Annotated in this window: 12 protein-coding genes; 7 read left to right on the top strand and 5 right to left on the bottom strand. The window is 64.8% G+C overall.

The window, feature by feature from the left end:
* Window positions 1–43 precede the first annotated feature (43 nt).
* From ABMA59_RS10725 to ABMA59_RS10710, 4 genes are read right to left on the bottom strand one after another with little or no spacing between them, the layout of a single operon-like run.
* A complete protein-coding gene (locus ABMA59_RS10725) occupies window positions 44–1,543 on the bottom strand; it encodes a sugar ABC transporter ATP-binding protein (protein WP_349005336.1) in 1,500 nt (499 codons plus the stop codon).
* A gap of 12 nt (window positions 1,544–1,555) precedes the next feature.
* Window positions 1,556–2,629, bottom strand: a complete 1,074-nt coding sequence (locus tag ABMA59_RS10720; protein WP_349005335.1) for a substrate-binding domain-containing protein — start codon at window positions 2,627–2,629, stop codon at window positions 1,556–1,558.
* A 24-nt stretch (window positions 2,630–2,653) separates the two neighbouring features.
* Window positions 2,654–3,643: an ABC transporter permease gene (locus tag ABMA59_RS10715; RefSeq protein ID WP_349005334.1), complete on the bottom strand. Its 990-nt coding sequence runs from the start codon at window positions 3,641–3,643 to the stop codon at window positions 2,654–2,656.
* Window positions 3,640–4,533, bottom strand: coding sequence for an ABC transporter permease (locus tag ABMA59_RS10710; protein ID WP_349005333.1), 894 nt, complete (start codon window positions 4,531–4,533; stop codon window positions 3,640–3,642). The genes ABMA59_RS10715 and ABMA59_RS10710 overlap by 4 nt, the downstream gene beginning before the upstream one ends.
* 235 nt (window positions 4,534–4,768) lie before the next feature.
* Here ABMA59_RS10710 and ABMA59_RS10705 point away from each other — a divergent pair, with 235 nt between their 5' ends.
* Window positions 4,769–5,464, top strand: coding sequence for a TetR/AcrR family transcriptional regulator (locus ABMA59_RS10705; protein ID WP_349005332.1), 696 nt, complete (start codon window positions 4,769–4,771; stop codon window positions 5,462–5,464).
* A 103-nt stretch (window positions 5,465–5,567) separates the two neighbouring features.
* The gene (locus tag ABMA59_RS10700) at window positions 5,568–6,626 is read left to right on the top strand and encodes a dihydrodipicolinate synthase family protein (protein WP_349005557.1); all 1,059 of its coding nucleotides are present in this window, start codon (window positions 5,568–5,570) and stop codon (window positions 6,624–6,626) included.
* Window positions 6,627–6,699: 73 nt separating this feature from the next.
* On the opposite strand, the gene ABMA59_RS10695 is transcribed toward ABMA59_RS10700, so the two are convergent.
* Window positions 6,700–7,377, bottom strand: coding sequence for a cysteine hydrolase family protein (locus ABMA59_RS10695; RefSeq protein ID WP_349005331.1), 678 nt, complete (start codon window positions 7,375–7,377; stop codon window positions 6,700–6,702).
* Between the two features lie 193 nt (window positions 7,378–7,570).
* Between ABMA59_RS10695 and ABMA59_RS10690 the strand changes: the two genes are divergently transcribed.
* From ABMA59_RS10690 to ABMA59_RS10670, 5 genes are all read left to right on the top strand, one after another.
* Window positions 7,571–8,542 carry a sugar-binding transcriptional regulator gene (locus ABMA59_RS10690; protein WP_349005330.1) on the top strand — a complete coding sequence of 324 codons (972 nt, stop codon included), beginning with the start codon at window positions 7,571–7,573 and terminating at the stop codon, window positions 8,540–8,542.
* A gap of 43 nt (window positions 8,543–8,585) precedes the next feature.
* The gene (locus tag ABMA59_RS10685; RefSeq protein ID WP_349005329.1) at window positions 8,586–10,022 is read left to right on the top strand and encodes an ABC transporter substrate-binding protein; all 1,437 of its coding nucleotides are present in this window, start codon (window positions 8,586–8,588) and stop codon (window positions 10,020–10,022) included.
* A gap of 192 nt (window positions 10,023–10,214) precedes the next feature.
* The gene (locus ABMA59_RS10680) at window positions 10,215–11,138 is read left to right on the top strand and encodes a carbohydrate ABC transporter permease (protein WP_349005328.1); all 924 of its coding nucleotides are present in this window, start codon (window positions 10,215–10,217) and stop codon (window positions 11,136–11,138) included.
* Window positions 11,139–11,148: 10 nt separating this feature from the next.
* Window positions 11,149–12,006 (top strand): carbohydrate ABC transporter permease, encoded by an 858-nt coding sequence (locus ABMA59_RS10675; RefSeq protein WP_349005327.1) that lies wholly within the window; start codon window positions 11,149–11,151, stop codon window positions 12,004–12,006.
* A 3-nt stretch (window positions 12,007–12,009) separates the two neighbouring features.
* Window positions 12,010–13,128, top strand: a complete 1,119-nt coding sequence (locus tag ABMA59_RS10670) for an ABC transporter ATP-binding protein (RefSeq protein ID WP_349005326.1) — start codon at window positions 12,010–12,012, stop codon at window positions 13,126–13,128.
* Window positions 13,129–13,244: the final 116 nt, after the last annotated feature.

Here is a 13,244-nt window from a genome sequence, read left to right as displayed (position 1 = left end):
GAATTCGCATTATTGAGCTATGTACGGTGAAGCCGTACAGAAATCAAGCGGGCACCATACTTGTCGTCTTGCCGCCCGCCCCCGTCGCCGCTACCAGCAGCGCGTGCTCATCGAGCCCGGAATTGTCCAAAACCGCCGAGACGCGGCCGTGGCGCGCGACGGCGATGCGGTGGCTGAGCGAAAGCACTTCACTGAGTTCCGAGGATATCAGGATGATCGCCACGCCTTCGGCCGAGAGGCGGCGGAGCACGGCGTAGATCTGCTGCCGCGCGCCGACGTCGACGCCGCGCGTCGGCTCGTCGCAGATCAGCACTTTTGGTCGGGCAAGCAATGCACGGGCGAACAGCACTTTTTGCTGGTTGCCGCCCGACAGCGAACCGATCGGCGTGCCGAGCGACGCGGCGACGAGGCGGAGGCCGCGCAGGACCTCGCCGGCCTCGGCGCGCTCGCGCCCGAGCCGCAGGAAGCCGCCGAGCGAGAAGCGGTCGAGGGAAGCGGCGGTGGCGTTGCCGGTGACGGCGAGGGGGCCGAAAATGCCGTCACGCTTGCGGTCCTCGGTCATGTAAACGATGCCGGCGGCGAGCACTTTCGCGGGATCGTCCGGCAGCGGGGCGCCGTCGAGCGCGGCGGAGAAACCGTCGCGGCGGCGCAGGCCGGCGATGCGGTGGGCAATCGAGGTGCGGCCGGCGCCGACCAGCCCGGCGAGCCCGAAAATTTCGCCCTGGCGAATGTCGATCGGGGCGCCGTCCGCGCCGAGGCCGCGCAAACTGAGAACTGTTCTTGCCCCGCCTGCCAGCGGAGCGGGGGCGGTGTTGGCGGAAACCTCGCGGCCGGTCATCAGCCGGACCAGTTCGCCCGTAGTCAGGCCGGCCTTTTCGCGCGTGGCGACCAGCGCGCCGTCGCGCATGACCGAGACCTTGTCGGCGATCTCGAAAATCTCTTCGAGCCGGTGCGAGATGTAGAGGATCAGCAGGCCTTTTTGGCGCAGCGTGCGGATGACGGCGAACAGTTTTGCTTGTTCGGAGATGGACAGCACGGCGGTTGGTTCGTCGAGGATAAGGATTTGGGCGTCGGTGGCGAGTGCGCGGGCCAGTTCGACCAGTTGGCGGTCGGCGACGCCGAGCGCGTCGACCGGAGCGTCCGGCGAAAGGGCAATGCCATAACGGTCCAGCAGGATGGCGGCGGCGTGCGAGGCGGCGCGGCGGTCGACGATGCCGAAACGGCCCTTGAACTCGCGGCCGAGAAAAATGTTGTCGGCGACGGTGAGTTCGGGGATGGAGCTAAATTCCTGGTAGACGATGGCGATGCCCGCGTCGCGCGCCTCGGAGGGCGAGGCGAAGGTGACCGGCTGGCCGGCTATCGCGATCGTGCCCGAGGTCGGGTGAATGGTGCCAGACAGGATGTTCATCAGGGTGGATTTGCCGGCGCCGTTGGCCCCGCAGACGGCGTGGACCTCGCCGCTGTCGGCGGCGAAGTCCACATGGTCGAGCGCCAGCACGCCGGGGAAGCGGCGTGTCAGCGCGTGGGTTTCGAGCAGCGGCACGGAGAGTTTTGCTTACTGCGGCAAAAATTCCTTCGGCAGGTCGGTCTTGAACCAGTCGTCGGGACGGTCCGGCTCGTTCAGCTTGGCGGCTTCCGCCGGGTCGAGATAGCGCGTCGGCACAACGACCGCGGTGGTGGTCGGCTTGCCGGTCAGGATATTCACCGCCTGCTTGACCGCCTCGCGCCCGACTTCGAGGCCGCTGGTGACGGAACCCCACTTGCCTTCCTTGGCGACGAGTTTTGTCCAGCCATTGTAGTCGTCGCCGGGCGACAGCGTCAGTTCGCCGAGCCGGCCCGCCTCGTCGAAGGCCTCGTAGATGCCCATCGACATCTGGCCGGCCGGCGAGAAGGCGCCGTCGATCTCCGGGAAACGCTGCAACAGATTTTCAGTGAGCTGCTTGGCCTTGGCGCGGTCCCAGTCGCCGTATTCGCTGCTGATCAGCTCCATGTCGGGATAGTTCTTCAGAACGTCCTGCAGCACGGCAAGCTGCACGACGGCGGCCGACGAGCCGGCGATCGGCAGCATGGCGAACACTTTTCCCTTGCCGTTCAGCGACTTGGCGAATTCGGTCGCCACCTGCTCGCTGTAGGTCCACTGGTTGACATAGGCGTTGGAGGTGACGGCCGGGTCGCGCATGAAATTGTAGCCGATGTTGATCGTGGCCACGCCCTTCTCATGTGCCTTCTGCAGAGCCGGCAGGATGGCTTTCTCGTCGACCGGCCAGAACAGGATGGCGTCGACGCCGCTGGTCAAGAGATCTTCGATGTCGGCGGCCTGCTTGGTCGGATTGAAGGAGGCGTCGGTGACCTTTACCTCCTTGATCTCCGGATGCAGCGACGCCTCGTATTTAACCGATTGCGCCGTGAAGTTGATCCAGGCGTTGCTGAGATAGCCGGCCGACAGGCCGATCTTCAGGTCGCCGTCCTTCTTGTATTTGGACGTGTCGAGCGGCTCCTTCGCCCAATTCATGATCTGATCGTAGGTTTCCTTTTTGGTCAGGTCCATGTCCTGCGCGACCGAGGCTCCGGTCGTGAAGGCGCCGATTATCGCCGCGGCGGCGATGACGGGTTTGAGATAGCGATGCATTTTCTTACTCCCCTTCTGTGGTGACTATTCTTGACTGCGACCACTGCCGCGGCTGCCGATCCATGAATGGGCGGCCGAGGCGGCGATGATGATGAGACCCTTGATGGTGAGCTGCGCGGCGAAAGGCAGCCCGGCGACATTGGCGAGGTTCAGCGCGATGAACAGCACCATGACGCCGGCGAAGGTGCCGCCGACGCTGCCCCGCCCGCCGGCGAAGGTGGTGCCGCCCAGCACGACGGCCGCGAGCACGTCGAACTCCATGCCCGCGCCGGGATTGGTGCCGGACACGCCGGTGCGCGCCAGCAGGGCCAGCCCGCCGAGGCCGGCGAACAGGCCCGAGACGATGTAGGCGACGACGGTGATGCGGGCGACCGGCAGACCGGCCAGCCGCGCCGCGTCGGGATTGGCTCCGACAAGATAGACGCCACGGCCAAAGCGGGTGCGTGATTGCAGGAAGATACCGACGGCGACTGCGGCGAGCAGGCAGACGACCAAAACCGGCAATGTGTTGCCGAGGATGCGGCTGTTCATCGCCTCGCGGAATCCCGGCGAGACGATGCCGCGCGCCGTGCCGCCCGTGCCCATCTGCACAAGGCCATAGACGACGATCGACATGCCGAGCGTGACGATGAAGGCCGACACTTTTCCGTGGGCGATGATCAGGCCGTTGGCGAGCCCGATCGCCGCGCCGCATGCGCTTGCCGCCGCGATGCCGAGCCATAGGTTTTCAGCCTTGCCGTCCATGACCAGCGCGCAGACGACGGCGCTCATCGACACGATGGCTCCGACCGAAAGGTCGACGCCGCGCAGCAGCATGACGAAGGTGACGCCGACGGCGGTGATGCCGACGGGGGCCGCCTGGCGCACGAGGTTGGCGAGATAGTTGAACTTGAAGAAAGCGTCGGAGGTGAGACCGGCAAGCAGCAGCAGAATGGCGAGTACGATCCACACTGCCGCCTTTTCAAGCGAAGGCAGGCGCATGCCCTCGGGCAAGGGACTGGCCACGGCGCTCATGCCGGCTGCGCCAGCCGGCCCGGCCGGTCGGCGAGGATGGCGGCGATGACGATCAGGCCCTTGACCACGATCTGGGTGAAGGCCGGCACCTGCAGCAGGTTGAGCAGATTGTTGAGCACGCCGAGGAACAGCACCGCGCCGAGGATGCCCACGACGCTGACGCGCCCGCCTTTCAACGGCGTGCCACCCAGCACGACCGCGACGATGGCGTCGAGCTCAAGCCCGTTGCCGGCATTGGGGAAACCAGTGCCGAGGCGCCCGGCTACGAGCAGCGCCGCGAGACCGGCGCAGAGCCCCGAGACCAGATAGGCGATGCGGATCAGGCCGTAGAGGTTCAGCCCGGCCTTGCGGGCGGAATCGGCGCTGTTGCCCATGGCGAGCAGATGCCAGCCGAAGATCGAACGCTGCAATCCGTACCAGGCGGCAAAGGCGACCAGCGCGACGAGGAACAGCGAGACCGGAATGCCGAGCAGGCGGCCGTTGGCGAGGAAGGCGATCGACGGCGCTACCTGGCCGATGCTGCGGTCGGTGAACATGAAGATAAGACCTTGCAGCACGCTCAGCATGCCGAAGGTGAGGATCAGCGGCGACATGCGCAGGCGGTTGATCAACTCGCCATTGATGAGACCGATCATGGCGGCCAGCGCGAGGCAGCCGGCAACAACCAGCAGGCTCATGTCCGGAAAAGCCTGGAACAGCATGCAGGCGACCACGGTGATCAGCCCGACCAATTGACCGACAGACAGATCGATCATGCCACCGGCAATCACGAAGGCCTGACCCAGCGCGAGAATGGCGAGCGTCGCCGACTGGTCCAGCACGTTGGCGAGGTTGGAGACGGTTCGGAACTGCGGGACGGAGGCGATGCCGATCAGTACGAGCGCAGCCAAGGCCCAGTAAATTCGGGGCAGTCTCTGAAGGACCGGGGCGCCGATGGCCTGGGGCCGCATTTGCTTTCCATCCCGAAAGTAACTAAGTAGTTGGTTATCACGGTTGCGAACGGCCGGTCAATATACGCCTCCACTGGACAACCGTCGGCAATAGCTGGATTGTCCGGATCGGGAGGGATAGTCAGCCAACCGTTGGTCGAAGCTACCACGGAAAAGCTAGCACGGGAGGGTACTCTTGGCGGGACAACCGACACGCGCGGTCAAAGACAAGGCGGCGAAACTCGCGCCGGTCCGCCAGCCCAAGCCGCGCGACTCGGCGGCGACCCGCGCTTCGCTGCTGGCGATGGCGATCAGCGAATTTGCCGACAAGGGGTTTGCCGGCGCACGCGTGGACGAGATTGCCAACCGCGCCGGGGTCAACAAGCAGTTGCTCTACCATCACTTCGGCAACAAGGACGACCTCTACCGCGTCGCCTTGGAGACGGTCTATTCCGAGATCCGCGAGAAGGAAAAGGCGCTGCACCTCGGCGACCTCTCGCCGGTTGACGCGATGCGGACGCTGGTCGGCTATTCCTTCGACTATCTGGTGGCGCACCCTGAATTCATAAAGCTGGTGAGCGATGAGAACGCCCAAGGCGCCCCGCATGCGGCGAAATCCGAGGAACTGACGGAAATGCATTGGCCACTGGTGGAACTGCTGCGCGAGACTTTGAAGCGAGGCGCTTCCGAAGGCGTCTTTCGCGACGATATGGATCCAGTCAACGTCTACATCTCGATCGCCGGGATCTCGTATTTCTACTTTTCCAACAACCCGACCCTGTCGGCGATTTTTGGCAAGAAGCTCAATACGCCGGAGGCGATCGCCCAGCGGCGCGTGCATGTGATCGAGTTCGCGCTGGCGGCGCTGCGAAGAAACCAACCAGTTGGTTGACAGTCGCCTTTTGCTTGGTAGATTTTCCGGATCGGGCTTTCGCGTTTGCCGTGGTCGTACGGTGCGTTGCCGCTGACACTGGAGGCGTAGGGCAGATATGGCACTGCATAGAAGCGAACTGCCCGCCGAGGTTACCGACCTGCTTCGCGCCGGAACCGTCATCCCGGCGCAGCCCCTGGCGCTCGATGCCGGGCGGCGGTTTGACCCGAGGCGCCAGCGGGCGCTGACGCGCTACTACCTTGACGCCGGGGCCGGCGGGCTGGCGGTTGGCGTGCATACGACACAATTCGAAATCCGCGATGTCGGCCTCTATGAGCCGGTTCTGTCGCTGGCGATGGAGGCCGCGCGCGCGTGGACGAAGCGTCCGCTGGTGATGATCGCCGGCGTCGTCGGGCAGACGGAACAGGCGGTGCGCGAGGCGCGAACCGCCGTCGGCCTCGGTTACCACGCCGGGCTGCTCAGCCTGGCGGCTTTGAAAGGCAGGTCGGAAGACGAGATCATCGCGCATTGCCGGCGCGTGGCCGACGAGATTCCGCTGGTCGGCTTCTACCTTCAGCCGGCGGTGGGTGGGCTTCCGCTGGACGCGAATTTCTGGAAGCGGTTCTGCGAGATCGAGAATGTCGTGGCGATCAAGGCGGCGCCCTTCAACCGCTACCGCACCATCGACGTGATGCGCGGGCTGGTCGAGGCCCGCGCCGAGGACCGCATCACGCTTTACACCGGCAATGACGACCACATCGTGCTCGACCTCGCCATCCCGTTTCAGGTCATACGTGACGGCGAGCCGGTGACGGTCCGTTTCCGTGGTGGCTTGCTCGGCCACTGGTCTGTATGGACGGGCGGCGCGGTGCACCTGCTCGATCGGATCAAGGCGGCTGTCGCGGCGGGCGCGGTTCCTGACGAACTCCTGGCGCTCGACGCCCGCGTCACCGACTGCAACGCCGCCTTCTTCGACGTCGCCAACGATTTCCACGGCTGCATCGCCGGCTGCCACGAGGTGCTGCGCCGGCAAGGGCTGCTGGAAGGCATCTGGTGCATCAATCCCCTAGAGGGGCTGAGCCCGGGACAGGCGGAGGAGATCGACCGGGTCTGCAGGGTTCACGCGGACCTCGCCGACGACGATTTCGTGAAGACGAATCTGGAGCGCTGGCTGGCCGATTGATTGGCCATGCCATCGCAGCGACCTGCACCGGTTTTCATCTGGCGATGTCGATCACCTATCTGCCATCTTCAATCTATTTTGTCCGGGCGGCTTCCAGCCACCCCAGCGCCGTCTCGCTATCCGCCACCCAGCCGAACTTCATCGCGAAATTCTTGAGCGTCGCGGCCTGCAGGTCGGGCGCGAAGGACGAGACGCCGTCTGAGATCAGCGTCGTGCGGTAGCCGTGGTGAAAAGCCTCGCGCGCGGTTTCCTCGACGCAGATCTGCGTGACCGTACCGGTGATGAGGAGCGAGCGCACGCCGAGGGCGCGCAGTTGCGCGTCGAGGTCGGTGGCATGAAATGAGCCGTAGCCGAACTTGTCGACGGTGACGTCGCCGGGCATCGGCGTCAGTTCATCGATCACGTCGCCGCATTCCAGAGCGCTACTGGCGTCGGCATAAGTTCGCTTGACGCCCTGCCAGCAGCATTTCGTCTCCGACTGGCACTGTTTCGACCACAGCCACATCAGATCCGGCGTGTCGCGAGCGTAAAAGCGCGTGTAGACGACCGGCCGGCCTGCGGCCCGGAAGGCGTCGATGAGGCGGCGGATCGGCGCGATCGTGGCACGCGCATCGGGAACCTCCAGCGGCGCGCCGACGCGCACGAAGTCGTTCTGCATGTCGACGATGAGCAGGGCCGCATCCGCGACCCGCTCGGCCGGCGGAACATCCGCCGCGCGTCCCCAGCTTTTCAGAATGGTGGCATCGGGCATGGCGGCTAACCGGCATAGGTGGGTCGAATGCGCACGATGGAATACCAGCAACATCGTGTCAACATTGACCAACTGGTTGGTTGATAATTTGACCTATCGAAACCGCCTCGCGCTTGTTTCCTGCGTTGACAGGCGTGAAAAATTTTGCAACCTTTGAAAAAATTATCAAACCACGCCGACAGAGCATGGGTCGATGGCAGGGATTGGAAACGGCCTCCGTGACGATGAAAGCAGCATGGCGACGCGCGCCGCCTGGCTGCATTACGCCGGCGGTTTGACCCAGTCGGAGGTCGCCAAGCGTCTCGGCCTGACCAGCCTGAAGGCCCACCGGCTGATCACCAGGGCCAACCAGGAGGGGCTGGTAAAAGTCTATATCGACGGCGAGGTCTCGGAATGCGTGGTGCTCGAGACAGCGCTCTGCAAGCGCTATGGTCTCGACTATTGCGAGGTGGTGCCGGAGTTCGACGACGAGGCGCTGCCGCTGAAGGCGCTGGGCATTTCCGGCGCGCAATTCCTCAAGCGCGAGATCGAGCGCGGCGAGCCGGCGCTGATCGGCGTCGGCCATGGCCGTACGCTTGCCGCCTGCGTCGAATATCTACCGCGCACGTCCGCCGGCTCGATCCGTTTCGTCTCGCTGCTCGGCGGCCTGACGCGAAAGTTTTCGGCCAATCCGCATGACGTGATCCACCGGCTGGCGGAGCGCACCGGCGCGGAAGCCTATGTGATGCCCGTGCCGATGTTCGCCAACACAGCGGAAGACCGCGCGGTGCTGCTTGGCCAGAAGGGTGTCAGCGAGGTGTTCGACCTCGCCAGGTCAGCCGACCTGCTGTTCGCTGGCATCGGCACGACCGAGCGCGAAGCGTCGCTGGTCGCCACCGGCATGGTCGAGCAGGCCGAGATGGCCGAGGTCAAGCGCGGCGGCGGCGTCGGCGAATTGCTCGGCCACTTCTTCGACGAGAACGGAAAACCATTCGAAACGTCGCTGTCCGGCCGCGTGCTGGCGGTCGAGCGGGAGGATCTGCGCAACAGGAGGATTGTCGCCGTCGCCGGCGGCAAGGTGAAGGCCCGCGCCATCAAGTCGGTGCTGGAGAGCCGCTATCTCGGCGGCCTCATTACCGACGAACGGACGGCGCGGTCGCTCGTGGAGGAAAAGCCGGTCGGGTAGCCGGCAAAATTCGCAACCGAACTACCCTGTGGAGGAGAATGGAATGTACGAGAAAGAGAAAGACCTGATAGGCGCGTTCATGCGCGGGCAGGTGGACCGCCGCGGCCTGCTGAAGGGGCTCGGCGCGCTCGGCGTCGGCGCCGCTGCCGGCGGCACGCTGCTCGGCATGGCCCAGTCGCGCGCCATGGCCGCCGACTTCGACTGGCAGGCGCACAAGGGCAAGAGCGTCAAGCTGCTGCTCAACAAGCACCCCTATGCCGACGCCATGATTGCCAATCTTCAGGCGTTCAAGGACCTGACCGGCATGGACGTCACCTACGACGTCTTCCCGGAGGACGTGTATTTCGACAAGGTCACGGCGGCGCTGTCCTCCGGCTCGTCGGAATACGATGCGTTCATGACCGGCGCCTACATGACCTGGACCTACGGCCCGGCCGGATGGACCGAGGACCTCAACCAGTGGATCAAGGATCCGGCCAAGACCAGCCCGACCTATGCCTGGGACGACATGCTCGAAGGCGTGCGAAAATCCTGCGCCTGGAACGGCCAGCCCGGCGGCACGCTTGGTTCAGACGACGCCAAGCAGTGGTGCATTCCGTGGGGGTTCGAGCAGAACAACATCACCTATAACCAGGCGATGTTCGAGAAGGCCGGCGTGCAGCCGCCGAAGGACCTTGACGACCTCGTCGCGGTCGCCGCGAAACTCACCAAGGATGTCGGCAACAACGTTTACGGCGTCGGCGTGCGCGGCTCGCGCTCCTGGGCGACCATCCATCCGGGCTTCCTGTCGGCCTATGCCAATTTCGGCCAGAAGGACCTCAACGTCACCGACGGCAAACTGTCGGCGGCGATGAATACGGCCGAATCGAAGGACTTCCACAAGAAGTGGGTCGAGATGATCCAGCAGAGCGGCCCGAAGGACTGGGCGACCTACACCTGGTATCAGGTCGGCACCGATCTCGGCGCCGGCGCGTCGGCGATGATCTTCGACGCCGATATCCTCGGCTACTTCCAGAACGGCGGCACCAAGGAAGCCGGAAAGCTCGCCTTCCACGGCTTCAAGGCCAATCCGGCCGCCGCTGCGCCGACGCCGAACATCTGGATCTGGTCGCTCGCCATGTCCAGCTACGCCAAGGACAAGGATGCGACCTGGTATTTTATGCAGTGGGCCTCCAGCGTCGAGCACGCCATTTTCGGCGCGACCAAGATGGACTTCGTCAACCCGGTCCGCAACGCGGTCTGGAAGGATGAGATGTTCGTCGAGAAGCTGAAGAAATATCCGGGCTATTTCGAGATGTTCACGGCGTCGGCGCCGGGCGCCTCGATCAAGTTCACGCCGCAGCCGCTGTTCTTCGACCTGACCACCGAATGGGCGGCGACGCTGCAGAAGATGGTCGCCAAGGAGGTGCCGGTCGACGAGGGCCTCGACGCGCTCGCGCAGTCGATCGACGGACAGCTCAAGGAAGCCGGGCTGGGCTGACCATTCGGACCAAGCGCGGCCGGGCCACGATCCGGCCGCGGACCAAGCCGGGGCATGGCGAGACGCTGTGCCTTTGGCTGCGTGAAAAGGTCATCGGCGGCGTTGCCCCTCAGCGCCGCTCATGCGCCCGGCCGGCCGTCCGCTACTCCCTGCGGCGGCCGGCCGTGGTAACCCGAACAACACGGAGCTGTCATGACCGCCGTAGCGTCGCAGGGCCGGCCGCGTTCGCGCTTCCGCATCGGCAAGCGCGTGCTGCCCTATGTGCTGAGCCTGCCGGCGCTGCTGGTCTGCATCGGCATCCTCATCCCGTTCCTGACGGCGGTCTGGTATTCGCTCCACCGCTACCGGCTGAGCCAGCCTTGGGGCTACAAATTCATCTGGTTCGACAACTATGTCGCCTTTTTCACCGACCCGAAATTCTGGAACACGCTGCAGGTGTCGCTGCTCTATGCCGGCCTGACGGTCGTGCTCGAACTGCTGCTCGGCCTCGGCATCGCGCTGCTTTTGCAGAAGCGCACGACGCTGAACAATTTCATTTCCATCATGCTTCTGATGCCGCTGATGACGGCGCCGGCGCTGGCCGCGCTGATGTGGAAGCTGATGACCAATCCCGGCTTCGGCATTCTGAGCTATTTCGCCAGCCTGATCGGGCTGCATGATTTCCGCTGGGCCTCGTCGCCATCGACGGCGCTGTTCACCGTGGTGCTGGTGGACATCTGGGTCTACACGCCGTTCATCATGATCCTGCTGCTCGCCGGCCTGCGCTCGCTGCCGACGCAGCCCTTCGAGGCCGCGGCACTCGACGGCGTGCCGCGCAGCTTCGTGTTCTTCCGCATCACCCTGCCGATGCTGACGCCCTACATCCTGACGGCGACGCTGTTCAGGCTGCTCGATTCCATCCAGCAGTTCGACATCATCTACGCCATGACGCAGGGAGGGCCGGGCGACACGCTCACCGTCTTCCAGGTCGAGGCCTATCTGAACTTCTTCCAGTCGACCAATGTCGGGCGTTCGGCGGCGCTGATGATCATCCTGTGGGCGATCACCTATTTCCTGTCGAACATCTTCATCAAGAACTGGCTGCGGCTGCGCGAACGCGCCCGCGGCGAGGCGTGAGGCGGCGGTCATGGAACACACATCCACCCTTGAACGCGTCCTGCGCGGTGTTGCGCTGGCGCTGGTCGTCATCTTCTTCATGTTCCCGCTGTTCTGGATTTTCCTGATGTCGTTCCAGACCAACGAGACGATCCTGCGCATCCCGCCCTCGGTCGTGTTCGAACCGACGCTGTCGAACTACGCGGCGCTGATCTCCGGCCGGTTGGAGACGGCGGCGGGCACGCTGGAGATCAACTTCCTGCGCACATTGTGGAACTCGGTGTTCCTGTCGGTGACCTCCGTCGCGCTGTCGCTGCTGCTCGGCGTGCCTGCGGCCTACGCTTTCGCCCGCCACAAGTTCCGCGGCTCGGAGGATATCGCCTTCACGCTGCTGTCCTTCCGCTTCGCGCCGCCACTGCTGGTGCTTTTGCCGCTCACCATCTATTTCCAGCAGCTCGGCCTGGCGAACACCTATTTCGGCCTGATCTGGGTCTACCAGCTGATCTGCCTGCCGCTGATCCTGTGGATCGTGCGCGGCTACTTCGAGGACATCCCGGCGGACATCGAATACGCCTACCGTATTGGCGGCCATTCCTGGTTCGCGACCTTCCGCAAGATCGCGCTGCCGCTGGCGGGGCCGGGCATCGCGGCCGCCGGCCTGCTCGCCTTCATCTTCGCCTGGAACAATTTCGTCTTCGCGCTGGTGCTCGCCTCCGCCGACAAGCAGCCGGTGACCGTCGGTGCGCTGGCTTTCGTGACCGCCTCCGGCATCCAGTACGGCCAGATCGCGGCGGCGATCGTCCTGTCGATCACGCCGACGCTGGCGCTCGCGCTTTATGCCCAGCGTTATCTGGTCGAGGGCCTCTCGCTCGGCGCGGTGAAGGGATAGACCATGGCGACGCTCGAACTCAGGAACATCGTCAAGCGCTACAAGCACAAGGTGGTGCTCGACGACCTGTCGCTGTCGGTCGGCGACGGCGAGACCATCGTTCTGTTCGGCCCGTCCGGCGCCGGCAAGACCGTGCTGCTGCGGCTGATCGCCGGCGTGATCGATCCGGATGAGGGCCGGATCGTCATCGGCGGCAACGACGTGACCGAGGTGGACGCCGAAGAACGCGGCATCGGCATGGCCTTCCAGAATTTCGCCCTGTTCCCGCATATGAGCGCCTTCGACAACATCGCCACGCCGCTGGAGGCCAAACGCGCCTCGGCCGGCGCAATCAAGTCGGGCGTCGAAAGCGTCGCAAAACTCTTGAAGATCAGCCATGTGCTGTCGCACCGGCCGCGCGCGCTCTCCAACGGCCAGAAGCAGCGCACCGCGCTCGCCCGTGCGCTGGCGGGTTCGCCGCCGGTGCTGCTGCTCGACGATCCGCTGCGCAATGTCGATGCGAAGCTGCGTTTCGAGATGCGGCTGGAACTGCCGCGTCTGCTCGACGACCAGGGCGCCACGGTGGTCTACGTCACGCAGGACTACAAGGAGGCGATGGCGCTGGGCGACCGCATCGCGGTGATGAGCCAGGGCAAGATCCGCCAGCTCGGCACGCCCGAGCAGATCTATCTGGAGCCGGCCGACATCGAGATCGCGCGGCTGTTCGGTGACCCGACCATCAATTTGCTTGACGTGAAGCCGGCCAAGGATGCGCGCGGCGTCTATGTCGGGCTCTCCAACGTTCAGGTGCATCTCGCCGGTCCGTTCGAGCAGGCTGTGGGCCGCGATTGCGTGATCGGGCTGCGGCCCGAGGCACTGAGTTTTGTGCGCGCCGACGCGCCGGCGGCGGTGCCCGTGACCGTCGAGGCCGAGACGCCGCTCAACGAGAAGACGGTGACGCTGGTGCGCACCGTGCGCGGCCGCGAGATCCTTGTGTCCCGGCCAGCCGGCACGCCGGGACCGGCCGCGGGCGACACGCATATCGCCGTCAATCCGAAGAGCGCGCTCCTGTTCGATCGGGCCACCGGCGCACGCATCGGCGCCGGCAAGGTCGTGGCGCTGAAGAGTGGAGAAGCGGCATGAGCGGGTTGTCGTTCAGCGTAGGCACATTTCGCACCCCCCACTGTCCTGCCGGACATCTCCCCCTCAAGGGGGGAGATTGGCCGGCCGCCTCGGTTTCGCCAATCGCCAACGCGGCA

Source organism: Mesorhizobium yinganensis (genome assembly GCF_040081985.1).
GTDB lineage: Bacteria > Pseudomonadota > Alphaproteobacteria > Rhizobiales > Rhizobiaceae > Kumtagia > Kumtagia yinganensis.
This window is presented reverse-complemented; position numbering and strand designations above follow the sequence as displayed.

Excerpts from the sequence above, each read along its gene's own strand:
- ABMA59_RS10670 (WP_349005326.1), top strand. The coding sequence starts at position 12,010 with ATGGCGACGCTCGAACTCAGGAACATCGTCAAGCGCTACAAGCACAAG.
- ABMA59_RS10685 (WP_349005329.1), top strand. The coding sequence starts at position 8,586 with ATGTACGAGAAAGAGAAAGACCTGATAGGCGCGTTCATGCGCGGGCAG.
- ABMA59_RS10720 (WP_349005335.1), bottom strand. The coding sequence starts at position 2,629 with ATGCATCGCTATCTCAAACCCGTCATCGCCGCCGCGGCGATAATCGGC.
- ABMA59_RS10715 (WP_349005334.1), bottom strand. The coding sequence starts at position 3,643 with ATGAGCGCCGTGGCCAGTCCCTTGCCCGAGGGCATGCGCCTGCCTTCG.
- ABMA59_RS10695 (WP_349005331.1), bottom strand. The coding sequence starts at position 7,377 with ATGCCCGATGCCACCATTCTGAAAAGCTGGGGACGCGCGGCGGATGTT.
- ABMA59_RS10690 (WP_349005330.1), top strand. The coding sequence starts at position 7,571 with ATGGCAGGGATTGGAAACGGCCTCCGTGACGATGAAAGCAGCATGGCG.
- ABMA59_RS10675 (WP_349005327.1), top strand. The coding sequence starts at position 11,149 with ATGGAACACACATCCACCCTTGAACGCGTCCTGCGCGGTGTTGCGCTG.
- ABMA59_RS10680 (WP_349005328.1), top strand. The coding sequence starts at position 10,215 with ATGACCGCCGTAGCGTCGCAGGGCCGGCCGCGTTCGCGCTTCCGCATC.